The sequence below is a fragment of the Streptomyces sp. WAC00040 genome, assembly GCF_056835925.1.
The window spans coordinates 76,797-103,331 of sequence record NZ_JAKQZE010000003.1; the positions used below are offsets into that span (position 1 = coordinate 76,797).

23 protein-coding genes are annotated in these 26,535 nt (G+C 71.8%); 12 read left to right on the top strand and 11 right to left on the bottom strand.

Annotation, left to right across the window (positions count from 1 at the left end; genetic code table 11):
* The first annotated feature begins 99 nt into the window (after nucleotides 1-99).
* The 6 genes from MDN94_RS25825 to MDN94_RS25850 all read left to right on the top strand — a co-directional run bounded on the left by MDN94_RS25825 (nucleotide 100) and on the right by MDN94_RS25850 (nucleotide 4,987).
* Nucleotides 100-1,101: a LacI family DNA-binding transcriptional regulator gene (locus MDN94_RS25825; protein WP_482729082.1), complete on the top strand. Its 1,002-nt coding sequence runs from the start codon at nucleotides 100-102 to the stop codon at nucleotides 1,099-1,101.
* A gap of 22 nt (nucleotides 1,102-1,123) precedes the next feature.
* Nucleotides 1,124-2,116, top strand: a complete 993-nt coding sequence (locus tag MDN94_RS25830) for an aldo/keto reductase (protein ID WP_482728297.1) — start codon at nucleotides 1,124-1,126, stop codon at nucleotides 2,114-2,116.
* A gap of 135 nt (nucleotides 2,117-2,251) precedes the next feature.
* Entirely contained in the window at nucleotides 2,252-3,376 is a 1,125-nt protein-coding gene (locus tag MDN94_RS25835; protein WP_482728298.1) for a sensor histidine kinase, read from the top strand.
* Complete coding sequence (locus MDN94_RS25840; protein WP_482728299.1) at nucleotides 3,373-4,041, top strand: response regulator; 669 nt, start codon at nucleotides 3,373-3,375, stop codon at nucleotides 4,039-4,041. The genes MDN94_RS25835 and MDN94_RS25840 overlap by 4 nt, the downstream gene beginning before the upstream one ends.
* Nucleotides 4,042-4,200: 159 nt before the next feature.
* Nucleotides 4,201-4,524, top strand: a complete 324-nt coding sequence (locus MDN94_RS25845; RefSeq protein ID WP_482728300.1) for a hypothetical protein — start codon at nucleotides 4,201-4,203, stop codon at nucleotides 4,522-4,524.
* 70 nt (nucleotides 4,525-4,594) lie between these two features.
* Nucleotides 4,595-4,987: a DUF6479 family protein gene (locus MDN94_RS25850; protein WP_482728301.1), complete on the top strand. Its 393-nt coding sequence runs from the start codon at nucleotides 4,595-4,597 to the stop codon at nucleotides 4,985-4,987.
* A 53-nt stretch (nucleotides 4,988-5,040) separates the two neighbouring features.
* Here MDN94_RS25850 and MDN94_RS25855 read toward each other — a convergent pair whose 3' ends face one another.
* The 3 genes from MDN94_RS25855 to MDN94_RS25865 are packed head-to-tail and all read right to left on the bottom strand — an operon-like array spanning nucleotide 5,041 to nucleotide 6,185.
* The gene (locus tag MDN94_RS25855) at nucleotides 5,041-5,625 is read right to left on the bottom strand and encodes a DUF6328 family protein (protein WP_482728302.1); all 585 of its coding nucleotides are present in this window, start codon (nucleotides 5,623-5,625) and stop codon (nucleotides 5,041-5,043) included.
* A gap of 13 nt (nucleotides 5,626-5,638) precedes the next feature.
* Nucleotides 5,639-5,998, bottom strand: coding sequence for a DUF3040 domain-containing protein (locus tag MDN94_RS25860; RefSeq protein ID WP_482728303.1), 360 nt, complete (start codon nucleotides 5,996-5,998; stop codon nucleotides 5,639-5,641).
* Nucleotides 5,999-6,032: 34 nt separating this feature from the next.
* Nucleotides 6,033-6,185 (bottom strand): hypothetical protein, encoded by a 153-nt coding sequence (locus MDN94_RS25865; protein ID WP_482728304.1) that lies wholly within the window; start codon nucleotides 6,183-6,185, stop codon nucleotides 6,033-6,035.
* Between the two features lie 149 nt (nucleotides 6,186-6,334).
* Between MDN94_RS25865 and MDN94_RS25870 the strand changes: the two genes are divergently transcribed.
* The 4 genes from MDN94_RS25870 (at nucleotide 6,335) to MDN94_RS25885 (ending at nucleotide 11,684) form a co-directional block, all read left to right on the top strand.
* Nucleotides 6,335-7,912, top strand: a complete 1,578-nt coding sequence (locus MDN94_RS25870) for an FAD-dependent oxidoreductase (RefSeq protein WP_482728305.1) — start codon at nucleotides 6,335-6,337, stop codon at nucleotides 7,910-7,912.
* A 78-nt stretch (nucleotides 7,913-7,990) separates the two neighbouring features.
* On the top strand, nucleotides 7,991-8,557 hold the full coding sequence (locus MDN94_RS25875; RefSeq protein WP_482728306.1) for a (2Fe-2S)-binding protein: 567 nt from the start codon (nucleotides 7,991-7,993) through the stop codon (nucleotides 8,555-8,557).
* Nucleotides 8,554-9,561, top strand: coding sequence for an FAD binding domain-containing protein (locus tag MDN94_RS25880; RefSeq protein ID WP_482728307.1), 1,008 nt, complete (start codon nucleotides 8,554-8,556; stop codon nucleotides 9,559-9,561). The genes MDN94_RS25875 and MDN94_RS25880 overlap by 4 nt, the downstream gene beginning before the upstream one ends.
* A complete protein-coding gene (locus tag MDN94_RS25885; RefSeq protein WP_482728308.1) occupies nucleotides 9,558-11,684 on the top strand; it encodes a xanthine dehydrogenase family protein molybdopterin-binding subunit in 2,127 nt (708 codons plus the stop codon). Before MDN94_RS25880 ends, MDN94_RS25885 begins: the two co-directional genes overlap by 4 nt.
* On the opposite strand, the gene MDN94_RS25890 is transcribed toward MDN94_RS25885, so the two are convergent.
* Nucleotides 11,665-12,438 (bottom strand): uracil-DNA glycosylase, encoded by a 774-nt coding sequence (locus MDN94_RS25890; RefSeq protein WP_482728309.1) that lies wholly within the window; start codon nucleotides 12,436-12,438, stop codon nucleotides 11,665-11,667. The two genes, MDN94_RS25885 and MDN94_RS25890, sit on opposite strands and share 20 nt — an antisense overlap.
* Before the next feature lie 76 nt (nucleotides 12,439-12,514).
* The gene (locus tag MDN94_RS25895) at nucleotides 12,515-14,950 is read right to left on the bottom strand and encodes a SpoIIE family protein phosphatase (RefSeq protein WP_482729083.1); all 2,436 of its coding nucleotides are present in this window, start codon (nucleotides 14,948-14,950) and stop codon (nucleotides 12,515-12,517) included.
* Nucleotides 14,951-15,194: 244 nt separating this feature from the next.
* Between MDN94_RS25895 and MDN94_RS25900 the strand changes: the two genes are divergently transcribed.
* Nucleotides 15,195-16,118 (top strand): MurR/RpiR family transcriptional regulator, encoded by a 924-nt coding sequence (locus MDN94_RS25900; RefSeq protein WP_307704857.1) that lies wholly within the window; start codon nucleotides 15,195-15,197, stop codon nucleotides 16,116-16,118.
* Nucleotides 16,119-16,447: 329 nt separating this feature from the next.
* Nucleotides 16,448-16,831, top strand: coding sequence for a hypothetical protein (locus MDN94_RS25905; RefSeq protein ID WP_482728310.1), 384 nt, complete (start codon nucleotides 16,448-16,450; stop codon nucleotides 16,829-16,831).
* Between the two features lie 29 nt (nucleotides 16,832-16,860).
* Here the strand turns inward: MDN94_RS25905 and MDN94_RS25910 are convergent, their stop codons facing one another.
* The 6 genes from MDN94_RS25910 to zwf all read right to left on the bottom strand — a co-directional run bounded on the left by MDN94_RS25910 (nucleotide 16,861) and on the right by zwf (nucleotide 26,274).
* Entirely contained in the window at nucleotides 16,861-19,731 is a 2,871-nt protein-coding gene (locus tag MDN94_RS25910; protein ID WP_482728311.1) for an NHLP bacteriocin export ABC transporter permease/ATPase subunit, read from the bottom strand.
* A 1-nt stretch (nucleotide 19,732) separates the two neighbouring features.
* The gene (locus tag MDN94_RS25915; RefSeq protein WP_482728312.1) at nucleotides 19,733-22,045 is read right to left on the bottom strand and encodes an NHLP family bacteriocin export ABC transporter peptidase/permease/ATPase subunit; all 2,313 of its coding nucleotides are present in this window, start codon (nucleotides 22,043-22,045) and stop codon (nucleotides 19,733-19,735) included.
* Complete coding sequence (locus MDN94_RS25920) at nucleotides 22,042-22,848, bottom strand: hypothetical protein (RefSeq protein ID WP_482728313.1); 807 nt, start codon at nucleotides 22,846-22,848, stop codon at nucleotides 22,042-22,044. The genes MDN94_RS25915 and MDN94_RS25920 overlap by 4 nt, the downstream gene beginning before the upstream one ends.
* A gap of 191 nt (nucleotides 22,849-23,039) precedes the next feature.
* Entirely contained in the window at nucleotides 23,040-23,258 is a 219-nt protein-coding gene (locus tag MDN94_RS25925) for a type A2 lantipeptide (RefSeq protein WP_482728314.1), read from the bottom strand.
* A gap of 536 nt (nucleotides 23,259-23,794) precedes the next feature.
* Nucleotides 23,795-24,742: a glucose-6-phosphate dehydrogenase assembly protein OpcA gene (gene opcA, locus MDN94_RS25930; RefSeq protein WP_482728315.1), complete on the bottom strand. Its 948-nt coding sequence runs from the start codon at nucleotides 24,740-24,742 to the stop codon at nucleotides 23,795-23,797.
* Nucleotides 24,739-26,274, bottom strand: a complete 1,536-nt coding sequence (gene zwf, locus MDN94_RS25935; RefSeq protein ID WP_482729084.1) for a glucose-6-phosphate dehydrogenase — start codon at nucleotides 26,272-26,274, stop codon at nucleotides 24,739-24,741. The genes opcA and zwf overlap by 4 nt, the downstream gene beginning before the upstream one ends.
* Nucleotides 26,275-26,535: the final 261 nt, after the last annotated feature.

Genomic DNA, 26,535 nt, shown 5'->3' on the forward strand with positions numbered 1-26,535 from the left:
GGGCCGGGGGACCACGGGAAGGGGGTCCGGGTGACTGCCAGCACCCCGTCCGCCAAGGACACTCCGCCGAGCAGACGCGCACCCGCGCGGCGGCCGACGATGAAGGACATCGCCCGGCGCGCCGGGGTCTCGGAGAGCGCTGTCTCTTTCGCGCTCAACGACCGCCCCGGCGTCTCCGACATCACCCGCGACCGGGTCCGCCGGGTCGCCGAGCAGCTGGGCTGGCGGCCGAGCACCGCCGCCCGCGCGCTGTCCGGAGAAGGCGCGGCGACGGTGGGGCTTGTCCTCGCGCGGCCCGCCACCACCCTGGGCGTGGACTCGTTCTTCCTCCAGCTCATCTCCGGAATCCAGGAGGTCCTCTCGGAGCGCCAACTCGGCCTGCTGTTCCAGGTGGTGGAGGACGTGGATGCCGAGTGCGCCGTCTACCGGCGCTGGTGGGCGGAGCACCGTGTCGACGGCGTTCTCGTCGTCGACCCGCGCACCGACGATCCGAGGCCGGCCCTGCTGGACGAGCTCGGCCTGCCCGGCGTCGTCATCGGCGGTCTCCCGGAGGAACATCCGAACCTGTCGCAGGTTCGGGCCGACGACACCGGGGCCATGGCCCACGTGGTGGGCCGGCTGCACGAGCTCGGCCACCGGCGGATCGTGCACATCGCCGGCCTGTCCTCGCTCGCTCACACCGACCGGCGTATCCGCTCGCTGCGCGCGGAGGCCGAGCGCCGTGGTCTGGCCGAGGTCCGCTCGGTGCCCACCGACTACTCCGACACCGAGGGCGCGGCCGTGACCCGCCGGGTCCTCACCTCGGGCAGCCGGCCGACGGCGCTGGTCTACGACAACGACGTGATGGCGGCCGCCGGTGCGGCAGTCGTCACCGGCATCGGCCTCTCGGTCCCTGGCGATGTGTCGGTCGTGTCGTGGGAGGACTCCGTGCTGTGCCGCATGGTCCATCCCTTCCTCACCGCGCTCTCCCGCGACCCGGTGACCTTCGGGCGGATCGCCGCCCAGGAGCTGACTGCCCTGCTGGACGGCGGCGCCGCCCGCTCCGTCCACGTGCCGATGCCGGAGCTGATCGAGCGGGAGAGCACCGCTGCGCCCCGGTGACCCGGCGGGGCCGCCCCATAGGATGCGGCGCATGGAACAGCGGGTATTGGGCAGGACCGGCAGGAACGTCTCCGTGGTCGGACTCGGCACCTGGCAACTGGGCGCCGACTGGGGCGCCGTCGCGGACGAGGACGCGATCGCCGTCCTCGACGCGGCCGTCGAGTCGGGCGTCACCTTCTTCGACACGGCCGATGTCTACGGCGACGGGCGAAGCGAGCAGCTCATCGGCCGGTATCTGAGCGAGCGGCCGGACGCCGGCGTGTTCGTGGCGACGAAGATGGGCCGGCGCGTCGAGCAGCTCCCGGAGAACTACGTCCTGGACAACTTCCGCGCCTGGAACGACCGTTCACGTAAGAACCTGGGCGTGGACAAGCTCGACCTGGTCCAGCTGCACTGCCCGCCCACCGCTGTCTACTCTGCTGACGAAGTCTTCGACGCCCTGGACACGCTCGTCGCCGAACAGCGGATCGCCGCGTACGGCGTGAGCGTGGAGACCTGCGAGGAGGCGCTCACGGCGATCGCCAGGCCCGGCACGGCAAGCGTCCAGATCATCGTCAACCCGTTCCGCCTGAAGCCGCTCGAAAAGGTCCTGCCCGCAGCGGCCAAGGCGGGCGTGGGCATCATCGCGCGGGTGCCGCTCGCGTCCGGGCTGCTGTCGGGCCGGTACACCAAGGACACCGTTTTCGCGGACGACGACCACCGCACGTACAACCGGCACGGCGAGGCGTTCGATCAGGGCGAGACCTTCTCCGGCGTCGACTTCGCGACGGGCGTCGAGGCCGCCGCCGAGTTCGCGGCGCTCGCGGGGCCGGACAGCACACCGGCGCTCACGGCGCTGCGCTGGATCATCCAGCAGCCGGGCGTGACGAGCGTGATCCCCGGAGCGCGCTCCGCCGGACAGGCCCGCGCCAACGCCGCGGCGGCGGACGAGCCGCCGCTGTCGGGAAGCACGCTGGACGCGGTCCGCGATCTGTACGACCGGCGGATCCGCGCCCAGGTGCACAGCCGCTGGTAGCTACGGCGGAAACGCGGCCGAGCGGCCGGCTGCCGCGAACGCCGTAGGCGCCGCACGGGTACTGCGTGCGCGGTAGCCGGTCGCTGGTCCGCAAGTGGGACTCGCACCGCTGCGCCACCCCGCTAAAGTGCGCGCATGATTACACTGCGGCCCGGCGCCCGGGCCGGTGTCACAGACGGGGCGATCGCCGTCGGCGTGGCGGCGGCGCTTCTGGTCACCGGGTTGTCCGGACAGCACTCCGCCTCGGACCTCGCCCCCCTCGGATACGCGCTGCTGACGGCCGGCGGCCTGGCGCTGGCCGCGCGCCGCCGGGCTCCGGTCCCCGTCCTGGCCGTCACCGGACTGTGCGCGGTGGGACACCAGGCGGTCGGCTTCGACGTCCCGGCCGTCGCGTACCTGTTCGCGGTGTACGCGGCCGTACGGGCGGGACACCGCACCCTCACGGTGGTGGCGAGCGTGGCCGTGCTGGCCTGCCTCCCCCTCGCGGCCCTGGCCTCCGGCCTGCCCGCCGGCGAGGCCTTCACGCAGGCCCGGGGCGCCCTCGAGATCGCCTGGCTGGTAGCCGCCGGCGCCGCGGGTGAGGCGCTGCGGCAGGCCGAGCGCCGGGCGGACGAGGCCGAGCGCACCCGGGAGGAGACCGCCCGGCGCCGTGCCGACGAGGAGCGCCTGCACATCGCGCGGGAACTGCACGATTCGCTCACCCACCAGATCTCCATCATCAAGGTGCAGGCAGAGGTCGCCGTCCACGTGGCCCGCAAGCGCGGCGAGCAGGTCCCGGAGGCCCTGCTCGCGATCCAGGAGGCCGGACGTGAGGCGACCCGGGAGCTGCGCGCGACACTGGAGGCCCTGCGGGACGACGACACGACCCCGCCGCGGGGGCTCGACCACGTCATCGAACTGGTGGAACGGGCCCGTTCCACCGGCCTGGACGCGACGCTGACGATCGAGGGACAACGGCCCGACGTGCCCGCGGCTGTGGGCCGGACCGTCTACCGGATCGTTCAGGAGTCGCTCACCAACGTCGCTCGGCATGCCGCCGCCGGCACGGCTTCCGTCCGGATCGACTGCCGTCCGGACGCCCTGGCGATACGCATCGACGACGACGGCAAGGCCGCACCGGGCGCCGCACCGGTCCCCGGCGTCGGACTGCTCGGCATGCGCGAACGTGTCACCGCCCTCGGCGGCAGGCTGCTCGCCGGACCGCGCGGCGAGGGCGGCTTCACCGTCCAGGCCGAACTCCCCGTGGAGCAGACGTCATGATCCGTGTCCTGCTGGTCGACGACCAGCGGCTCCTGCGCAGCGGCTTCCGCGCCCTGCTCGACCTCGAGGACGACATCGAGGTGGTCGGCGAGGCCGGCGACGGGTTGGAGGGCCTGGCTCTGGCCAGGGAGCACCTGCCGGACATCGCGCTCATCGACATCCAGATGCCGGGCGTCGACGGCATCGAGGCGACCCGGCGCATCGCCGCGGACCCCGCCCTGGCCGGCGTGCACGTCGTCATCCTGACCAACTACGGCTTCGACGAATACGTCTTCGAGGCGCTGCGCGCCGGCGCGGCCGGATTCCTCGTCAAGGACATCCTGCCGGAGGACTTCCTCCACGCCGTAAGGGTCGCGGCCCGCGGCGACGCCCTGCTCGCACCGTCGATCACCCGCAAGCTGATCAACCGGTACGTCGACCAGCCGCTCCACACGGGCACCGGCACCGCCACGGGGCTGGAGGAGCTGACCAACCGCGAACGCGAGGCCGTCGCCCTGGTGGCGCAGGGCCTGTCCAACGACGAGATCGCCGATCGCATGGTGATCAGCCCGCTCACCGCGAAGACGCACATCAACCGGGCCATGGCCAAGCTCCACGCCCGTGACCGCGCCCAACTCGTGGTCCTCGCCTACGAGTCCGGCCTGGTCACCCCGCGCGGCCGCTGACCCCCGGGCGCCCCGCGACCCGGCACCCCCCGGCGCAGCCGGCACCGCGACCTCGAACGGACGTTTGTATCCGTCTGCCACAGGTGGGGCATCGGCCGTGGGACGAGGACACTGGATCCGGGGCCTCGCGGCCGCGTGGCGACACGGAGGTGAAGGGCGATGGCCAGAGCGATGTGGACAGGGGTGCTCAGCTTCGGACCGGTCACCCTCCCCGTGGGTCCCTTCACCGCGACGGACGACCACACCCATGCGCGGCAAGGGACACGGGACACGAAGGGCGCCAAGGGCAGCAAGGGCGCCGAGCGGGCCAAGAGCGCCGGGACCGGCCGCCGCAAGGGCGCCGGCAAGAAGGAGGACCTGGCCGCGCTCAGCAAGAAGGACCTCTACGCCCGCGCCACCGGCCTCGGCATCCCCGGCCGGTCCTCGATGAGCCGGGACGACCTGCTTCGGGCCCTCACCGGAGCGGGCCGAGCCGCCGCCTGAGCGGGGCGTCCATTCGGGGGTCCGGCCGCTCACCGGCGGTGATACCGACGAGATTGGGTACCCGGTAGACATGGTCACTTTCAACGAGCCGGCGGGGGACGTCGCCACTGTCCTTGCGGCCGGAGAGGGAGCACCCGCGGTCATCGTGTTCGGACTGATCGTGATCGGTCTTCTCGTACTGCTCGTCTACGTGGTCTGGCAGGTCGGCGCGCGAAGGCGGCGCGACGCCCCGCCGGGGCCCGAGGAGCAGCCGGTGCGGCCCGATCACCAGACGCACTACGAGAGCCGCCTGGAGCCCGACGAGTTCGATCTCTCCGAGGGACACGAGGTGCCGGGGCGACTGACACCTCACGAGCTCCACGGCTACGGCAACATGGGCTCCCGGCCCGCACCCGAGAACAAGCCGCCCCGTGACTCCGACGAGAGCGGCGGCGCGTTCGGCAGTGGCGGTCACGGGGGCTGAGGCCCACAGCGACGAGTACCGCCGGCCCCGACGGGGCCGGCGGTACTCGTCTTTCAGGGCCGGTGGCACTCGTCGCTGCCCGGGCGCGCCTCCCGCGGCCCGTGCCCGCTCGGCTCCGAGGCGTCCTGCCCGTGCTGCGAGGCCGGCGAGGCGGGGCTCCCGCGACGCATCAGGACCGCCGGCACCAGCCAGCACAGAGTGAGACCGCCGACGACGGTCACATCCAGGATCAGAGCGGTCGTGTCGCTCAGCGCGGTGACGTTGCGCAGCACGAACAGCAGGCCGAGGGCCACCATGCACAGCAGGATCGCCAGCCCGGCGATGGTGAACCGCGAGGCCCACTTGATCGCCTCGTACTTCATTCCGCGGCCGGTGACCACACGGTGGATGCTCACCGGCGCCGTCAGCATGCCGGTGGCGGCCGCCCCGAGGAGCAGGCACACCACGTACATGAGTCTGTCGCTCTCGCCGAGACGCGGGAAGAGCGGAGTGAAGGCGACGGCGAGCAGAAAGACGAACAGCAGCTGGACACCGGCGAGGGCGACCCTCACCTCACGGAGAAGTTCGCCCCACAGCCGGTCCAGTCGTTGTTGAGGTGTCTCCCTGCGCCTGCCGGGACCGGTCCTCGCTATCCCCATGGCCGGCCACCGATCACGGCGGTCCCGCGCGCCGAGGGCCCCGGGCACGGCTTCGCCGGGCCAGCCGCGTGGACCAACGACAGACGAGTGTGAGCAGCCCGACCAGGGTCAGGGCCCAAGTGGCGGCGAACGCCCAGATCAGGACGGGCTTCGAGGTGGATGCCGCCATCGCGAACAGGACGAACGTCAGGGCCGCCAGCACGCCCACGCCGGCGGCGAGCAGGTGCGAGCGGAACCGGTGGGTCATCCGCGCGAGCGGCGGTCCCGGACTCATGGTCCGCAGCCGCCGGTCCAGGAACTCGTCGGCCCGCAGGTCCTGTTCGATCTCCGCGAGGATCAGCCTTTCCGGTTCGGAAAGTCCGGATCCGTCCATGGCTGGCGCCTCCGTACGCTGTCAGACGGTCGGTTCAGTCCTCGCCCCGGATGATGTGCGCTTCCGGGTTGCCCTCCCCCTGTCGGTCGGATTCGCGTCCGGGCAGGACCGCGGGCCTGCAGGTGCGTATCCGTTCCTTCTCCGGGATGCGACCGGTGGTTCTTTCGGTGTCGGCCCGGGTGTCCACGGCTGACACCTCCTTGTCCGTTCGGTACCGGCAGGTTGCGTGGCGCCGGATTTCTGTTCCCCGGGTACCCCCTCCGCCTCCGGTCAGTCACCCCCGGCCGACGAGGGGCGGAGAGGCTTCACCGGTCCGTTGCCGGGCACCCGGACCGCATGTCGAACCAATCTCCAGCCCCGCGCACGGCCGGGGCCACGCACCCGCGCACGACCGATTCGCACTGGATCCGCACCACCGAAGCCACCGACCGCCCTCCGCTCACCGACGACATCACCGTCGACGTGGCCGTGGTGGGCGGCGGCATCGCCGGGCTGAGCACGGCGTGGGAGCTGACGCGGGAAGGCGGACGCTCCGTGGCGGTGCTGGAGGCCGACCGCATCGCGACGGGTGTCACGGGGTTCACCACGGCGAAGGTGACGGCACAGCACGGCCTGATCTACGACCGGCTGCGCCGGACCAGGGGCCCCGACGGGGCCCGGCTCTACGCCCGCTCCCAGCAGGCGGCGGTGGAACGCGTCGCCGAGGTCTCCGCCGCCCTCGGCATCGCGTGCGAGTTGGAGCGCGGCCCCGCGTACGTCTACTCACAGGACGACGCTCAGCGCTCCGCCCTCAGGGCGGAGGCCGAGGCCGCCGCGGAGGCGGGTCTGGATGCCTCGTACGTCGAGGACACCGGGCTGCCCTTCGACGTCGCCGGAGCCGTACGGATGGAGGAGCAGGCACAGTTCCATCCGCGCAAGTACCTCCTCGCCCTGGCACGGGACCTCACCGCATACGGCAACAGGATCTACGAGCGGACCCGGGTCACCGGACTGCACGAGGGCTCGCCCTGTCGGCTCACCACGGAAAGCGGCCGGACGGTCACCGCACGCGATGTCGTGATCGCCACGCACTTCCCCGTGTTCGACCGGGCGCTGCTGTTCGCCCGGATGTCGCCGCGACGCGAGCTGGTGGTGGCCGCGGCGCTGCCGGCCGACCGTGACCCGGCCGGGATGTACATCTGCGAGGAAGGCGCCAAACGGTCGGTGCGCACGGCCCCGCTCGGCGACGGCCGCCGGCTGCTGATCGTGACCGGGGAGACCTTCACCCCCGGCACGGTGGACGTCCCCGAGCTGATCGAGCGCCTGGACGAGTGGATGCACACGCACTTCCCGGTGGAGGAGACCATGTACCGCTGGGCGGCGCAGGACAACGACTCGAGCGACACCGTGCCACTGATCGGGCCCTTCCATCCGGGTGCCGAGCACACCTATGTCGCCACGGGTTTCGGCGGCTGGGGCATGAGCAGCGGCGTGCTGGCGGGGCGACTGCTGGCCGGCCTGATCTGCGCCGTCAAGGCCCCGTGGGCCGGTCTCTACGATCCCCGGCGGATCCGGAGCACCCTGCGGGAGGTCCCCACCCTGCTCTCCCAGCAGGCCGAGATCGGCAAGCACTTCGTCGGGGACCGGTTGCGCACCACCCATGTGGACTCCGCCTCCGACATCGAACCGGGCACGGGCGCGGTCGTACGTCTGCACGGGCAGCGCTGCGCCGTGTACCGCGACGACGAAGGGGTGTGCCACGCGGTGTCCGCCCGCTGCACCCACCTGGGCTGCTTGGTGGCGTTCAACGAGGCGGAGCGAAGCTGGGACTGTCCCTGCCACGGCTCCCGGTTCGGTGTCGACGGCTCCGTACTGGAGGGCCCGGCGCTGCGACCGCTCGAACGGCGGAACGTGGACGGACCGGAGGGCTCATGAGCGGCCGAACCGCGCATTTCCCCGCAGGCTGGTAGGAAATAGAGCGAAACATGCCATCCGACGGGAAAGGGCTGCGGAGTGGAACCGACCAGCCGACCGGGGACCGCGGGCGCCACGACCGCCGCGGACGCCCATCGCTCCGCGGTCACCCTGCACGTCAACGGCGTCAGTCACACGCTGACGCTCGACCACCGCACCACGGTCCTGGACACCCTGCGCGAGCACCTGGACCTGACCGGTCCGAAGAAGGGCTGCGACCACGGCCAGTGCGGTTCCTGCACCGTCATCGCCGACGGCCGGCGGGTGAACAGTTGCCTCATGCCGGCCGTGTCCCACGACGGGGCGCACATCACCACGGCCGAGGGCCTCGCCCCCGGCGGCGAACTGCATCCCGTGCAGGAGGCGTTCGTGGCCAGGGACGCCCTCCAGTGCGGCTACTGCACACCTGGGCAGGTCTGCTCGGCGGTGGCGATGCTGGCGGAGGCGGCCGACGGCCGTCCGTCGCTGGTGACCGGGCGGTGGAACGGGGCGGACGGACCCGTCACCCTCACACCCGGTGAGATCCGTGAGCGCATGAGCGGCAATCTGTGCCGCTGCGGCGCCTACCCCAACATCGTGGCGGCCATCGAGGACGTGACACCGTGAAACCCTTCGCCTATGTCCGACCCGGCACGGCCGCCGAGGCCGTCGCCGCGTACGCCGCGCACACCGGAGCGCAGTACCTCGCCGGCGGCACCAACCTCGTCGACCTGATGAAGCTCGGCGTCGCGACGCCCGACGTGCTCATCGACGTCAGCCGGCTGCCGCTCGGCACGGTGGAGGGCGTGCCGGGGGGCGGGCTCCTCATCGGCGCCGCCGTGCGCAACAGCGACCTCGCGGCCCATCCGGCCGTCCGGACGCGCTACTTCGCCTTGTCGCAGGCGCTTCTCTCCGGAGCCTCCGGGCAGTTGCGGAACGCGGCGACCACCGGCGGGAACCTGCTCCAGCGCACCCGCTGCACCTACTTCCAGGACATCTCCAAGCCCTGCAACAAGCGTGCGCCGGGCACCGGCTGCCCCGCGCGGGAGGGTGTCCACCGCGACCTCGCCGTGCTGGGGCACTCGGAGCACTGCGTCGCCACGCACCCCTCCGACATGGCGGTCGCCCTCGCCGCGTTCGACGCCACGGTCCATCTGCACTCCACCGACGGGGACCGGTCGCTGGCGGTCAGCGACTTCCACCGGCTGCCCGGTGACCGCCCCGACGTGGACACCGAGCTGCGGGCCGGCGAGCTGATCACGGGCGTGGAGCTGCCGCCCATGCCCACCGGGGCGCGGTCCGCGTACCGCAAGGCCCGCGACCGTGCCTCGTACGCCTTCGCCCTCGTCTCCGTCGCCGCGGTCCTCTCCGTCGGGGACGGCCGGGTCCGGCACGTGGGGCTGGCGTTCGGCGGCCTCGCCCACCGGCCGTGGCGGGCCCGAAGGGCGGAGGAACTGCTCGCCGGGGGGCCGGCCGGCCGCGAGAACTTCGCCGCCGCGGCCGAGGCGGAACTCGCTGCCGCGGTGCCGCTGCGGGACAACGCGTTCAAGGTGCGGCTCGCACGCAACCTTGCTGTCGACGTCCTCGCCGGGCTTGCGGACGGCAACGACCTCGGCGAGGAGCGGTCATGAGCAGGCCGAGCACCGTGCTGGGTGCGCCCGCCGTCCGGCGGGAGGCGCGCGAGAAGGCCGCCGGCGCGGCACGCTACGCCGCCGAACACACCCCGTCGGGCTGCCTGTACGGCTGGCCGGTGCCCGCCGCGGTCCCCCGCGGCCGCGTCACGTCGCTCGGCACGGCGGAGGTACTGGACATGCCCGGTGTGCGGACGGTGCTCAGCCACGAGAACGCCCCCCGTCTCGGGCAGCCGGACGACCCGACGCTCCGTCTCTTCCAGGACAACCGCGTTCCGCACCGGGGTTGGTACGTCGCCCTGGTCGTGGCCGACACCCTCGAGAACGCCCGCGCCGGCGCCGCCGCCCTGCGTGTGGGCTACGAGACCGAGGAACACGACGTACGGCTCACCGGCGACCGTCCTGACATCTACACGCCCGAAGAGGCGAACGGGGGCCACCCTGCGGTGCGCGAGAGGGGCGACTTCGAGGGCGCGTACGCGGCGGCCGACGTCCGCGTCGACGCCTCGTACCGGCTCACCGCTCTGCACAACCATCCTATGGAGCCGCACGCGGCCACCGCTCACTGGCACGACGGCCGGCTGACGGTCCGGGACTCGAGCCAGGGCGCCGGCCCGGTCAGGGACGCGCTGGCCCAGCTGTTCGGGCTGGACAGGAAGCAGGTCACCGCGGTGTCCGAGCACGTCGGCGGCGGCTTCGGGTCGAAGGGGACGCCCCGCCCGCCGGTGGTGCTGGCCGCGATGGCCGCACGTCACACCGGTCGCCCGGTGAAGGTGGCCCTGCCCCGCCGTCAACTGCCCGCCGTCGTGGGCCACCGGGCGCCGACGCTGCACCATGTCCGCCTGGGCGCGGACGCCGACGGACGGATCACGGCTCTCGCCCACGAAGTGGTCACCCAGACCTCGCGGGTGAGGGAGTTCGTGGAGCAGGCCGCCGTCCCGGCTCGGGTCATGTACGTCTCCCCCAACAGCCGGACCGTGCACCGGGTGGTGGCCCTCGACGTGCCGACCCCGTCATGGATGCGCGCCCCCGGCGAGGCGCCCGGGATGTACGCCCTGGAGTCCGCGATGGACGAACTCGCCTTCGCCACCGGGCTGGACCCGGTCGAGCTGCGGCTGCGCAACGAACCGGCGACCGAGCCCGATTCGGGACTCCCGTTCAGCAGCAGGAACCTCACCGCATGCCTCCGCCGTGGTGCCGACGTCTTCGGCTGGCAGGATCGTGATCCGCGTGCCGGCGTCACCCGGGAAGGCGATCTGCTGCTCGGCACCGGCGTCGCGGCGAGCACCTACCCCGTGCTGATCGCCCCCTCCAGGGCCAGCGCCCACCTCGGGCGGGACGGCGTCCACCGGATCCGGGTCAACGCCACCGACATCGGCACCGGCGCCAGGACCGTGCTCGGGCAGATCGCCGCGGAGGCGTTGAACACGCCGCTGGAGACGGTGGCCGTCGAGATCGGCAGCTCCGACCTGCCGGCGGCGCCACTGGCCGGAGGATCGTGCGGAACGGCCTCCTGGGGCTGGGCCGTCCACAAGGCGTGCACCCTCCTCGCCAAGCGCCTCGCGGACCTGCGCGGGCCCCTGCCGGCGGAGGGCGTGACGGTGTCGGCCGACACCAGGGAGGAGACGGGCAAGGAGCCCGCCCACGCGCGGCACGCCTTCGGTGCCGTCTTCTGCGAGACACAGGTGGACACGGTGACGGGCGAGGTGGCGGTGCGCCGGATGCTCGGCGTGTTCGCTGCGGGCCGCATCCTCAACGCCCGTACCGCGCGCTCCCAGTTCATCGGCGGGATGACGATGGGCATCGGGATGGCGCTGATGGAGGGCAGCACCATGGACGAGCGCTTCGGGGACTACGTGGAGTGCGATCTCGCCTCGTACCACGTACCCGTCTGCGCCGACGTGCATTCCGTCGAGGCGCAGTGGATCGAGGAGGACGACCCGTACCTCAACCCGATGGGCAGCAAGGGCATCGGTGAGATCGGCATCGTCGGCACCGCGGCGGCGGTGGCGAACGCGGTGCACCACGCGACAGGGGTGCGGCTGAGGGAGCTGCCACTCACGCCCGACAAGATGCTGCACGCGCTGGAGGGCTCGCCGGCTCTCAACGGGCGGAGCCGCTGACGCCTGCGGCGTCGCGGAGCACGTCGACGAGCATCCGGAAGGTCATCAGCCGGGTGGAGACGTTGCGCCTGCTGGGGTGGTAGCTCCCCAGCAGATGCAGCTCCGACCGTTCGCCGTCGCCCGGCAGCACGACATGGGCGCCGTGCCCGAACGCGGGGCGCGGCCTCGGCAGCCGGCGTCCGGTGGCCTCGAGGACGGGCAGCAGGGCCTGCCACCCGAAACCGCCGAGGACGACGATCGCCCGCAGGTTCGTCAGCAGGGACAGCTCGGTCGCCAGCCAGGGACGGCAGGTGTCCCGCTCGGTGGTTGTCGGCCTGTTCTGCGGCGGGGCGCAGTGGACGGGCGCGGTGACGCGCACACCGTGCAGGACAAGGCCGTCGCCGCGGTGCGTGGACGTGGGCTGCGAGGCGAGGCCGACGGCGTGGAGAGCGGCGAACAGCAGGTCGCCTGAGTCGTCACCGGTGAACATCCGGCCGGTGCGGTTCCCGCCGTGGGCGGCAGGGGCGAGGCCGACGACGGCGAGCGACGCGTCGGCCGGGCCGAAGCCCGGCACCGGCCGGCCCCAGTACTCCCAGCCGGAGAAGGCCGCACGCCGGTCCGTGGCCACCTGCTCCCGCCAGGCGACGAGTCTCGGGCAGGCGCGGCATCGGCTGACGGCCTCGTCCAGTTCGCCGAGTCCGCCGCACCGGGGCGCGGTCCGCGCCGGAAAGCCGGGATCTTCGGTCCGTCGGCCGGTCGTGTCGTGCCTGTCCATGCGGCCACGTTAGTCGGGGCGGCGGGGAGACCTGGGCGGGCGAGCGCGGCACGGCGAGGTGTGTGGCCCGCAAAGGTCACGGCATGGGTCCGCCGTCGGGCGGTCCGGCGTTCTGGGACCACCGCGCGGCGAGCAGCAGGGCGATGTCGTCGGGGCGGTCCGGGGTCTGGCGGGCCTCGTTGATGAGTCGGTCGGCGGTGTCCGACAGCGGGGCGTATCCCAGTTCGGAGAACGTGTGCCGCAGCCTTTCGATGCCCAGGTCGATGTCGGTGCCGGGTTGTTCGACGAGGCCGTCGGTGAACAGGGCGAGAACCGCGCCGGGCTCCAGGACCAGTTCCGTGACGGGGTACATGGCGCGGCCGTCCACCCCGAGGACCACTCCGCCCGGCAGGGCGAGGACGTCCGTGCGGCCGTCCGGCTGCCGCAGCAAGGGCTGGAGATGGCCGGCGCGGACGGCGTCGGCGCGGCCGGTGGCCGGGTCGAGCAAGATGTAGCAGCAGCTGGCGAAGAGGCCGGGGTCGAGGTCGATGAGCAGCCGGTTGGTGCCGGTCATCACCTCAACGGGAGTGTGACCGCTGACGGCGAGGGCCCGTACCGCGCTGCGCAGTTGCCCCATGGTTGCGGCAGCCTGGACGCCGTGGCCCTGGACGTCCCCGATGATGAGCGCCATCCCCCGGCCGGTGTCGATCACGTCGTACCAGTCGCCGCCGACCTCCATGCCCTGGGTGCCCGGCAGGTACCGGGCCACCGTGTCGAGCCCCTGGACCGCGGGCAGCCGGCGCGGCAGCAGGGCGTCCTGGAGGCCGCGGGCGAGCGCCGCCTCCGAGTCGTACCTGCGGGCCCGTTCGAGGGCCTGGGCGATGAGTCCGGCGAGCGCCGTGAGGACGGTGCGCTCTTCGGGGCTGAACCCGCGGGGCTGGTCGAAGCCGAGGATGCAGGATCCGACGGGGCGGCCCGAGGCGATCAGCGGCAGGAAGGCCCGGGCGCCGACGTGCGCGTCCATGGGGATGCCGGGGTAGGCAGCGGCGAGGTTCTGCATCGACTCGAAGAACAGGGGCCGGCCGGAGGTGAGCGTCTCGACGCCGGGCAGTTTCGTGTCGAGGCCCACTCCGTCGAAGCGATTGAGGAAGCCCCTGGGGAACCCGGTCTCCCATGCCAGGTACAGATGACGGTTACTGAGGAGATAGATCGCCAGCTGGCGGCCGCCGAACGCGGGCAGCAGTTCCTCGGTGACCACCGCGGAGACCTGCCGTGCCGTGACCGCCTCGGTGAGCGCGATGGCGAGGGCGACCGGGCGGTACAGGGCCACGGCCCGGTCCGCCGGCGAGCCGAGTCCGGCGCCGGGTGCGGCCACCGATCCCGGGGCGTAGGTGGGCTGTTCGCCCGCGTCGAGGGTGACGGTGAGACCGTCGAGGCTCGAGTAGAGGGTGACGGACAGCCATTCGCCGGATCCCCTGACCTGGAACTGGACGGGGTCCGGCGAGAGGAGTGCCGCCCGGTAGTGGTCCTCGTGGGCGGCCTGCCCGAACGAGTCGACGGCCTCCCACAGGACGCGTCCGATCAGATCGGCGCGGGGCTGGCCGAGGAGCCTCTCCGCGCGCTCGTTCATGTACAAGATGCGTCCGAGGCGGTCGACCGAGCAGATGCCCACCGGGAGCCGGTCGGCGGCTTCCGGGACGACCGGTCCGGCCCCGAGGTCGACCAGGTACCCGGTCAGGTGGGTGGCCGTACCCTCGTCCGAGGGGCGTCTGCGGCGGCCGGTGAGTTCGAGCAGGTGTGGCCGGCCGTCGGCGCCCTGGAGGCGGAGTCTGCGGGTGACCGGCCGGTCCGACTCGGCGGACCGGCGTGCCAGGGCCCACAGCCCGTAGGCGTCCTCCGGTTCGATGCGTGCGGCCACCGCCTCCGCGGTGAGCGGCAGTTTCGAGGGCTCGGTGCCGAGGATGGCGCACCAGCCCTCGTCGCCGGTCACAGTGCCCGCCTCCAGGTTCCAGTCGAACGCGCCGAAGCGCAGGGGCGGGGCGGTCAGCGCCTGGAGGGTCACGGCCAGTGGTTCGGCGTCCCACTCGATGCGCGGCCGGTTCGGCGCCATGGCGGCCAGCGTGGCGCCGAGCCGGTCACCTACTTCGTGGAGACGTCGCCGGTCGGCCTCGGCGACCGGCTGACCCGGGGTGGCCGGACGCAGCACGCCGATGACGCCGAAGCACTCACGGTCGTGGGAGATCGGCACGTACAGGGATCCGAAGGGGAACGGCAGGCCGGCCATGAGCTGGGGGTAGCGGCGCATGGCCTCCTCGGCGTCGCCGAGGTAGACCGGCTGACCGGTGCGGTAGACGTCCGAGTGCGGGAAGGGGCGGTTCACGTGCATGCCCCACCAGTGCCGGAACAGCTTCGACGGCAGTCCGGCGATCACCGCAAGGCGCAGCAGCTCCGGTGCGGCGGACCGCAGGTACAGGCCGCCCGCGAAGCCCCCGACGGCCTCGATGGCGCTGACCTCGGCCTGGGCGAGGACCATGACGAGCTCGTCGGCCTGTGGGTCGCGGCCGTGGGTGTGCACGGGGTCCTGGCCTTCCTGGACGGGGGCCTCCGACACGTCGTCGCCGTACCTGGTCACCCTGCCAGCATGCTCCCGGCCGTGCGGGCGGCGCATCTCCTCGACGCGGGCAGCGGTGGGCCGGCACCGGCGTGGACGATCACCGTGACCGGCGCGGCCTGTGGGCTATGTTGAGCAGGAGTTGGACATAGAAGGGGGCACACCGGTGCCATCAGGGCAGCAGGAACGTGCGCAGGCCGCCGCGATCACCCCGGGCGGACCGCCCGAGGAGCAGCAGCCCGCTCCCGCGGAGCGGGTGCTCGCACTGCTCGGCGGCCACCGCCTCTCCCCTGGTCAGCGGCGCATCGCGCAGTACATCATCGACCACCTGACCGAGGCCGCTTTCCTGTCGATCACCGACCTCGCGGAGCGGGTCGGGGTCAGCCAGCCGTCGGTGACCCGGTTCGCGACGTCCCTCGGCTACAGCGGCTACCCGGCGCTGCGGGAGGCGTTGCAGCCGATCGCGCTGAGCGCGGTGGCCGGTTCGCCGGAGACCCGTGCGGAGATCCGCCGGAACGAATTGCAGGCGGCCGTCGACGCCGAGATCCAGAACCTGGAGAACCTGCGGCGGGTACTGGCGGACACCGACCGGGTGCTCGGCATCGGCCGGGAGCTGGCCTTCTCGATGCCTCTGACGGTTCTCGGGCTGCGGATCTCCGTCTCGCTCGCGGAGTACTTCGCGTACGCGGCACGCCGTATCCATCCGGATGTGCGGCTGGTGACCCGCGGCGGCAGCGTCGCCTACGACGCGCTGCTGCAGTCCCGGGAGGCGGGCGGCACGTGGGTGCTGGCCTTCGCGATGCCCCGGCACGCCAACGAGACGCTGGCGGCGCTGCGGGCGGCCCGCCGAACCGGTCTGCGGGTCGCGCTGATCACCGATCTGACACTGGGGCCGCTGGTGGACGAGGCCGATGTGACGCTGACCGCGGGGACGGGGTCGCGGTTGGTGTTCGACTCGTACGCCGCTCCCGGGGTGCTGTCCGCCGCCGTACTGCAGGCCATGGCGGACGCCGATCCGGAGCGGACGCAGGTGCGGCTGGAGGGCTACGAGCAGGTGGCGGATCAGCACGACTTCTTCCTGGACGACTGAACCGCCTGGCTTTCGGTGCTCGAACCGGTCTCTTACCGGTATTTTTCATGCCCAGCGGTGCATGAAATTTTTCATACCCTTGCGTACTCGACGGTATATATATTTACTGCTCCTGGCGCCGGTGTCCTCCGTAGCCATGAGGGCCGCACCCGAGCCCTCACCAACCGAACACCCGGGTACGGCGCTCCCTCCTCGCGCCGTCCTCCGGTGTTCAATCCGGGCTCCGCATTCCGCCGCGGAAGCCCTCGGCGGTCCCGGTCAACCCCTGGGCCGGGACCGCCGCACCCCTCTCGATCAGAGTTCATCGGCACCACCCGGAGCGACATCGAATGTCCCGAACCCTCTCCCCGGTCGATCCGGACTGGCCCTGCCAGGTGAAGGCACCCGGCAGCCATGACTGGGAGCGGACCGCCGCACGCTGGCTGCGCGATCTACTGCCCGCCCGCTACGCCGCCTACTCGACCCTCAACAGGCACCCCGTCCTGCTCGCCCGGCACGCGCAGCTCCAGATACAGCACGAGATGCGGGCGGTACGGACAGCCCTGCAGACCTCCCGGTGCGAACTGCCTCCGCTGGGCGTGGCGGAGAGCGTCATCGAGAACACGATCCGGCTGTACGCGGTCGAGCTCGAGCAGCTCGGGCGGCTGGCGCGCGGGGTGAGGCTCGTCGGCGACGCCCTCCTCACGGGCGGCGGCACGCACCGCAGGCGGTAGCGCGCGCCACGTCGGCCCGCTGCCCCCGCTCACGCCAGCTGCCGCCGTACCAGTCCGTGGAGCCGGCCGCCCGCGTCGGCGAGCAGCTCTGCGGGCCGGCCCTCCTCGACGACCCGGCCCTCCTCCATCACGATCACCCGGTCCGCGTCCATCACGGTGGACAGCCGATGGGCGATCACGATCCTGGTGGCGTCCAGACGGCGGGTGCTCTCGATGACCACGCGCTGCGTCTCGTTGTCGAGCGCGCTGGTGGCCTCGTCGAAGAAGAGGATGCGCGGGCGGCGCACCATGGCCTGGGCGATCATCAGCCGCTGCCGCTGGCCGCCGGAGATCGCGCCGCCGGAGGAGATCAGGGTGTGCAGGCCCATCGGCATCCGCTTGATGTCCTCCGCCAGGCCCGCCATCTCCGCTGCCTCCCAGACCTCGTCCTGCGAGAAGGTCTCCGCGCCGCAGATGCAGTCGAGGATCGAGCCGGTGAGCGGCTGGGCGTTCTGGAGCACGACACCGCACTGCCGGCGCACGGCGGCGGGGTCCAGCGCGGCCAGGTCCTGGCCGTCGAAGAGGACCGTGCCGGAGAGGGGCCGGTCGAAGCCGATGAGCAGTCGCAGCAGGGTCGACTTGCCGCACCCGCTCGGGCCGACGATCGCCACGAACTCACCCTGCCGCACCTGGAGCGACACGTCGTCGAGGACCGGCGGGCCGTCGTCGGCGTACCGGAAGGTGAGCCTCCTGGCCTCGATCGCGCCGGACAGGGTGCCCGGCTGCGCGCTCGCACCGCGCACTTCGGGGGCCTCGTCGAGGATGGGGCGCACCTGCTCGAACATGGGCAGTGCGGCGGCCGCCGACACCAGCACGCCGGTGAGCTGGGTGACGGAGGTCAGCAGCATGGTGACGGCGGTGCTGAAGGTGAGGAACTCCGCCGCCGACATGGAGCCGCGTGCCGGTCCCGCGAGCAACATGAACATGACGAGCGAGCAGAGCGGCAGATGGACCGCGTCCAGCACGGTGGTCAGGTTCTTGATCCGGCCGACCCGCTGCTGGAGTTCGCGGGACCGGGCGAACTGCCGCGCCCACGCCGCGTACGCGAAGCTCTCCGCCGCGGCGACCCGCAGCTTGGGCAGTCCGCGCAGGGTCTGGAACGCCTGGTTGTTGAGCCTGTTGGAGAGTTCCACCAGCCTGCGCTGCCAGCGGACCTGCCACAGCCCCATGCCTAGGAACACCGCGCCGATGACGAGCAGCATGCCGATGGCCGCGAGCGCCAGCGGAACGCTGTACCAGAGGAGAAGCACGACGTTCATCGCAGCGACAGTGGTGGACTGCAGGGCCACGGGGCCGATGCCGGACAGCACTCGGCGCATCGAGCTGATGCCCATGGCCGCGCTCGCCAGCTCTCCGGTCGACCGCTCGGCGAAGAACTTGGTCGGCAGGCGCAGGAGCCGGTCCCAGACCGCGGGTTGAAGGGTGCTCTCGATCCGGCCCTCCATCCGCAGCACGGTGAGGTTCTGCAGCAGCATGAACGCGGCGGAGACGATGCTCGTGACCATGAGGGCGAGCGAGACCTGCACGATCAGTCCGCTCTCCGCCTTGGGCACGTACACGCCCAGGATCTGTCCGGTCGCGATCGGCACCAGGGCGCCGAGGCCGACGGTGACGAGGCCGGCGACGGCCAGGTTCCGCAGGTCCTTGCGGCTGCCGCGGAGGCTGAAGCGGGCCAGCCGCCAGATGCTCGCGGGCCGCTCGGGCAGCGGCCGGTAGAACATGACGGCGCGTTCCTCGAACTCGTCCGCGTTGTCGCTGCCGACCCGGGTGCGGGAGCCGGTGAGCGGGTTGACCGCTTCATAGCGTCCACGGCGCCGGATCAGTGCGACGGGGGCGCCGGAGGCGGCCCGGTGGCCCACCAGCGGGCCGGCGTCGGTGCGCCACCAGCGGCCCTGCAGACGGACGGGCCGGGTACGGACACGGGAGGCCACGGCGATGCGTTCGACGGGGCCGACGCGGTCGTCCGCCGGGCCGTTCCTCGGGGGTTCGGTGAGCGCGATCCCGGCGGCGTCCGCGACGTGCCGGCACACTGCCAGCAGCGTGTCGTCGCCGTCCGCGCCGCCGGCGCCGCGGGTGGCGCGGGTGGCGCGGGTGGCGCGGTCCGGCCTGCCGATGGAGGCGAGCAGTGCCTCGTCCGCCCGGGCGCGCACATCGGCGCCCGCCTTGATGCCTGCGGCCGTCCGGTCCTCGTGCGCGCGCTCCAGCGCTTCGATCCAGCCGTCGACCGCGGACAGCAGCCGGTACTGCTGGTTCACCATGCTCTGCCACATGGAGCCCTCGACGAGCAGATCGCCCGCCGCCTCCGCGCTGTAGGAGGCCCCGTACTGCACACTGCCCGGCTCGACCTGCATCCACAGGACGTCGTCGTCGGCCATGGCCTCCTCGCCGGCCGGGCGGCCCTCGAGCGGCGCCTCGAACAGCACCCCCAGAGCGCGGCCCACGCCGAGCCCGAAGGCGTACTCGAGCTGGGTGGCCGCCGTCCGGCCGTACGGGTCCTGATAGGCGGGCGGGTACGCCTGGTCCGGTACGTAAAGCTCCCGCAGCGGGATCCGGCGCAGCACGCAGTCCTGCGAGGGCCGGCCCGTGAGGGTGTGCCGGGGGCCCTCGACCGGGCCGAGGAGCAGCGTGCCCGGTTCGAGTCGGCCGAGGAAGTGCCAGTGGCCCTCTTCCGCCGCGTCCACGGCGAACAGGTCCAAGGCGCCGCCCACGACGAGCCACAGCACCTGCGGCCCCTCCAGGTGCAGGTTGCGCAGGCCGGTGGTGTCGACGGGCGCGCCGAGGCCGCCGAGTGCGCGGAGCACCGCGTCGGACTGCTCGTGGCCCTGGTGGAAAGCGGTGGCCGGCGGGGGTACGGATGACACGTCAGTGCTCCTTGACGAGTTCGGCGTACGGTCCCTGGGCGGCCACCAGTTCCTCGTGGCGGCCCCGTTCGACGACGGAGCCGTGGTCCAGCACCACGATCTCGTCGCTGTCGCGCACGGTGCTCAGCCGGTGGGCGATGACCACGCACGCGCAGCCACGGCGGCGCAGGTTGTCGATGATGAGGCGCTCGGTCTCCGCGTCCAGGGCGCTGGTGACCTCGTCGAGCACCAGGATGCTGGGCCGGCGCACCAGGGCGCGGGCGATCTCGAGGCGCTGGCGCTGTCCACCGGAGAAGTTGCGGCCGTCCTGTTCGACGCGGCTGTGGATGCCGTCGGGCCGGCGCATGATCACGTCGTGCACGGCCGCGTCCCTCAGAGCGCTCTCCACGGCCTCGTCGGGGACGGAGGGGTCCCACAGGGTGACGTTGTCGCGGACGGTGCCCTCGAAGAGGAAGATGTCCTGGTCGACGAAGGAGACGGAGGCGGCCAGCGCCCCGCGGGGGATGTCCGCCAGCAGCCGGCCGTCGATCCGGATGGTGCCCTCCCACGGCGTGTAGAGACCGGATATCAGGCGGGAGACGGTGGACTTGCCGCTCCCGGAGCCGCCGACGAGGGCGACCTGCCGACCCGGGCCGACGGTCAGTGAGAAGCCGCTCAGCAGCGGCGCGTCCAGCGGGCTGTAGCCGAAGGTGATGTTCTCGAGCGTCACATGTCCCTTGAGCCGGCGGCTGCTCGGGTCCGGTTCCTCGCGGGAGTAGAGGGGATCGACGGGGAAACTCTCGACATCCTTGAGCCTGGCGACGTCCGCGGCGAAGTCCTGGATCCGGCCGGCCACTCCGTTCAGCCGGGTGATCGGTGCGGTGAAGCGGGCCACCAGCGCCTGGAAGGCGACAAGGAGACCGATCGATATATGGCCTTCCACGGCCCGCAGTCCGCCGAGCCACAGGATGAGGGCGCTGTTGAGCGTGGCGAGGGTCGGGGCGACGACGGCCAGGACCGCACTGGGGACGCCGAGGCGCTGCTGGACGTCCAGGGTCGTGGCGTGCTGGCCGGCCCACCGGCGGAAGAAGCCGTTCTCCCCACCGGTCGCCTTCATGGTCTCGATCAGCTGCAGACCGGTGTACGAGGTGTTGGTGAGCCGCGCGCTGTCGGCGCGCAGCTTCTGGGTGTGGGTGGCGCGCAGTCGGATGACGATGCGCATCGCCACGACGTTGAGCAGGGCGATCAGCACGCCGACGACGGTGAGCTGGGGGTCGTAGCTCCACAGGAGCGCGGCGTAGAGGATCACCACCACGCCGTCGACGGCGGCCGCCGCCAGGTCCCGCGCGAGGGTCTCCGCCACCGCGTCGTTGGACTGCAGTCGCTGCACCAGGTCGGCCGGACTGCGCTGGGCGAAGAACGTGACGGGCAGCCGCAGGAGATGGCGCAGGAAGCGGGCGCTGCTCAGGGTGGAGGAGATGATCCGCCCGCGCAGCAGGTTCGCCTGTTGGAGTCCGGTGAGCACGGCCGTCAGTGCCACCGTCGCCGCCATGGCGGCGAACAGGGTCCCGAGCAGGGAGGTCTGTCGGCCGATCAGGAACATGTCGATGTAGGTACGGCTGAGCGCCGGCACGGCCGCACCCACCGCGACGAGGAGGAGACTCGCGAGGAAGGCGGCGAAGAGCGTGCCCGCGGTTCCGCGCAGCCTGGCGGGGACCGCCGCCATGATGCCCGGCTTACGGCCGCCCTTACGGAAGTTCCGGTCCGGCTCGAAGACCAGGGCCACCCCCGTGAAGCTGGTGTCGAAGTCCTCCGCGGGGACGAAACGGCGTCCCTTGCCGGGGTCGTTGATGTGCACCCCGCGGCGGCCGAACCTGCGTCCCGTGCCCTCGTAGACGACGTAGTGGTTGAACTCCCAGAACAGGATGGCGGGCGGCTGCACCTCCGCGAGCGCGGTGGCCTCCATCTGCATGCCCTTGGCGGCGAGGCCGTAACTGCGCGCCGCCTTCAGGACGTTGCTGGCCCGCGAACCGTCGCGGGAGACGCCGCAAGCGATGCGGAGCTCCTCCAGCGGCACATGGCGGCCGTAGTGGGAGAGCACCATCGCGAGGGCGGCCGCCCCGCACTCCACCGCCTCCATCTGGAGCACGGTGGGGGTGCGCACGGAACGGGGCCTGCTGCCGCGCCGCTGCTGCTTGCGGCGGGAGGGCGGCGCGGCGCGGCGCGTCCCGCGGCGTCCGCCCTGCGCGGGCGCCTCCGGCCGGTGTCTGCCGCGGCCGGCTGCAGGCGGCAACTGCTGCTGGGGCCGGTGTGCGTTGTTCTCGGTCCGCGTCACGGCAGCAGCCAATCGATCGGGCGCTGCTCGGCAAGGTGGACGGCGCCGCCCGTCAGGGTCATGGATTCGAGCGCGTACGGCGGCCCGTCGGACGAGGACCACCGGTATCCGGACTCCGTGCCCGGGGCGGTGTCCAGTTCGACCAGTACGGAGACGGGCCGGCCGGCGCGGGAGAACTGCTCGCCCAGCTGGCTGCTGCCGAGGAACGCGGTGATCCGCTGGCTGCTCTGGGCGGTCCTGCCGACCGTCTTGACCCGGCCGCGCAGCACGCCGTACTTCTGCGTCGCCACGGACTGCACACTCAGGTCGACCTTGGCGCCGACGGGCACCGTGGAGGCGTTGTCTGCGGGCAGGTACAGCACGGCCATCAGGGGGTCGTTCGCTTCCTCGATCCGTTCGACGGCCGCGACGTCCGCGCCGGGGGTGACGACGGAGCCGATCGCGGTGACGAGGGTGGTCAGCCGGCCGGCGGCGATGGCGCGCACGACGGTGACGCCCTGCGGGGTGCTGACCTTCAGCAGGGGTGCGTCGGCGCGGAGCCTGTCGCCCTCCTGGGCGAGGACCTCCGTGACCTGGCCTGCGACCGGGCTCTGCAGCACGTAACTGCCTTGGGCGTGGGTGAGGATGCCCGGCGCGTCGACCGTGGAGGACACCTTGCCCATCACCGCCCACACGCTTGCCGCGATCACGACGACGACCGTGACGGCAAGAACGAGCAGCCCCTGCGGCCTGGCGAAACGGACCGGGAGATCGATCTCTTCCGGTGACTGCAGTTTGGAAAGGGCCTGTTGGCGGAACTGCACGATGCTCTTCCCTCAACTGCTGGGGCCTACGGGGGAACTGGGCAAGGTCCGGCCGCACTCCGTACGGTGGCGGGCACGCGCGGCGGGCGGTGGCGCCGGAACCACGCGCGGCCGTGCGCCCCGGGACCTGGCCGGCTCCGGGGCACACGGCTCGGCAATGCCGGCAGAGGGGCGCCGGCGAGCCGCGGGTCTTACAGGCCGGCGACGAGACCGGTGACCGGGCCGGTGACGGCCGCGGTGTTGATGCCGGTGGCACCCTCGACGACGCCCGTCACGGTGGCGACGGTGCCGGAGACCGGGGCGATGCTGTCAAGGGCGGCGGTGGCGTTGCTCACCGTGGCGCTGTGGAGACCGCCGGCGATGTTGTCCAGCTCGGAGTCGGCGATCTCCTGGGTGGGGACGAAGCTCATGAGAAGTTCCCTTCGGATGGATATTTCGAATTGCAGCGCCCGGCACGAAAAGAGCGGTACCGGCCGTCTGGCGGGCGTGGGGGGATTCCCGGATCCGGGAACCCTTCTTCGAATCCCGCGGTGCGAAGGATCAAAGCACGTAAGGCCGTTGGGCAGCCAATCACGCCAAGCGGATTGCCAGCGAGAACGGCACCTGATTACCGCCGCGTGGACGTCCCTACATGAATTGGCGCCATCTCCTTCACGGGATCGCCAGACTCGCACGCGGGGCGCTCGGCCGGTCATCCCGCAGAGAACTGGACATTCCCGCACAGACTCAGATAGCCGCAGGTCAGGGCGGAGACAGGACGGGAGACCGGAATTGGGAGACGGTGTGCCGCCTGAGCATTCGGTGTGCAGATTCATTGAAGGGGGAGGTTTCTTGACGGCACCTCACAGCGCCTTCACACCGAGGCGGGGCAGGGCCGCGAAACAGCGGAGGCCCCACCCCGTGATCGAGTTACCGTGCAATCGCGCAGAGTTGCCCCGCGTGTTGCTCAGTCGCTGCCGGGCGCCGATTTGGGCGGGGGGGCGGTGATTTGCGCGTGCAGCGCCGATGCATAGGCCTCGTCCGGATCGAGCCGGCGCAGTTCCTCCGCGATGAGCTCCGCGGTGCTGCGTACTTTCAGCGCGAGGACACGGGAGGGCTGCCCCGGGATGGTGAGCCGGGCGACGGGCCCCTCCGGGCGGTCGATGTGGATCTCTCCGTCGGCGGTGCGGAGCCGGACCGCGGTGACGACCGGCCCGTCGGTGACGACCTGCTCGACCGGCACCTTCAGCCGGTCGGCGAACCAGCGGGCGAGCAGCTCGGCACTGGGGTTGTCGGCCTCGCTCTCGACCACCGCGGAGACGACCTCGGCACGGGCCTGGTCCAGCGCGGCAGCGAGCATGGAACGCCACGGGGTGAGCCTGGTCCAGGCGAGGTCGGTGTCGCCCGGCTCGTATCCGGACGCGCGGGCGTCGAGCTCCTCGATCGGCCGTTCCACGGCGTACGCGTCGGTGATGCGCCGCTGCGCGAGGGCGCCCAGCGGGTCCTTGGCGGGGACGGGCGGGGCGTCCACCGGCCACCAGACGACGACGGGCGCGTCGGGCAGCAGCAGCGGCAGCACCACCGAGTCCGCCCGGTGGGTGAGTTCGCCGTGCAGCCGCAGCAGCACGGTCTCGCCGGCTCCGGCGTCGCTGCCGAGGCGCACCTCGGCGTCGAGGCGGGTGTCGTGGCGGTCGCGCGGCGAGCGGGCGTGGCGCTTGATGACGACGAGGGTGCGGGAGGGGTGTTCGTGGGAGGCGTCGCCCGCCGCCTTGATGGCGTCGTAGGCGTTCTCCTCGTCGGTGACGATGACCAGGGTGAGCACCATGCCGACGGCGGGGGTGCCGATCGCGCGGCGGCCCCGGACGAGCGCCTTGTTGATCTTGCCGGCCGTGGTGTCGGTGAGGTCGATCTTCATGGCCTTCGCCAGCTCCGTCCGTCTCGTGCGAGCATGTCGTCCGCTTCGGCGGGCCCCCAGGTGCCGGCCGGGTACTGCGCCGGCTTTCCGCTGCGGTCCCAGAACTCCTCGACGGGGTCGAGGATCCGCCAGGACTCCTCCACCTCCTCCGTGCGCGGGAAGAGGTTGGCGTCTCCCAGCAGCACGTCGAGGATGAGGCGCTCGTACGCCTCGGGGCTGGACTCGGTGAACGACTCTCCGTAGGCGAAGTCCATCGTCACGTCGCGCAGCTCCATCGATGTACCCGGCACCTTGGAGCCGAACCGCACGGTCACGCCCTCGTCCGGCTGGACGCGGATGACCAGGGCGTTCTGGCCGAGTTCCTCGGTCGCCGTGGAGTCGAACGGTGAGTGCGGGGCGCGCTGGAAGACGACCGCGATCTCGGTGACGCGCCGGCCGAGCCGCTTGCCGGTGCGCAGATAGAAGGGGACGCCCGCCCACCTGCGATTGTCGATCTCCAGCTTGATCGCGGCGTACGTGTCGGTCCTGGAGTCGGGGGCGATGCCCTCCTCCTGGAGGTAGCCGACGACCTTCTCACCGCCCTGCCAGCCCCCCGTGTACTGCGCGCGCACGGTGGACCGGGCCAGGTCCGCCGGCAGCTTGACGGCCTTGAAGACCTTCAGCTTCTCGGTGACGAGGGACGCGGCGTCGAAGGATGCGGGCTCCTCCATAGCGGTCAGCGCCAGCAGCTGGAGGAGGTGGTTCTGGATCACGTCACGGGCGGCGCCGATGCCGTCGTAGTAGCCGGCCCGGCCGCCGATGCCGATGTCCTCGGCCATCGTGATCTGCACATGGTCGACGTACGACCGGTTCCAGATCGGCTCGAAAAGGGAGTTGGCGAACCGCAGCGCCAGGATGTTCTGAACGGTCTCCTTGCCCAGATAGTGGTCGATACGGAAGACCTCGTCGGATGCGAACACCTCGTGAACGATCTCGTTGAGTTCGCGGGCGCTCGCCAGATCGTGGCCGAACGGCTTCTCGATGACCGCACGCCGCCAGGAGCCCTCGGGTGCGTCGGACAGGCCGTGGTCCTTGAGCTGCTGGACGACCTCGGGGAAGAACTTCGGCGGCACGGAGAGGTAGAACGCGAAATTGCCACCGGTTCCCTGGGCCCTGTCGAGGTCGTCGACGGTCGACCTGAGCTGCTCGAATGCGGCGTCGTCGCCGAAGTCGCCCTGGACGAACCGCATTCCCTGCGAGAGCTGCCGCCACACTTCCTCGCGGAACGGCGTACGGGCGTGGTCCCTGACGGCCTGGTGCACCACCTCGGCGAAGTCCTGGTCCTGCCATTCCCGGCGGGCGAAGCCGACGAGTGAGAAGCCCGGAGGCAGCAGTCCGCGGTTGGCCAGGTCGTAGACGGCCGGCATCAGCTTTCTGCGCGAGAGGTCCCCGGTGACGCCGAAGATGACCAGTCCGGAGGGGCCGGCGATACGGGGCAGCCGCCTGTCCAGCGGGTTCCTCAGCGGATTGACCCAGCCTCCGTCCGTCGGCATCTGCCGGGTCCGCTGCCGCGAGCTCTCCTGCGACCTGTTCTGTGACATGGGGTCAGGCCTCCCTGCGGCGTTCGGATACGTCGCTTCCGAGCATCGCATCTCCCGCTGATCTTGCCGGGGCTCACACACCCGTCGGTGCGACTTCCCTGCAAGGGGATGACTTACCGATTTCCCGGGCCCCGGGTTCCAGAAGATTACGGAGCCCCTATTCGAAAGTTTCGAAGCTCGCCCTACTGGGCCTTCCGGAAGGCTCCGCCCCAC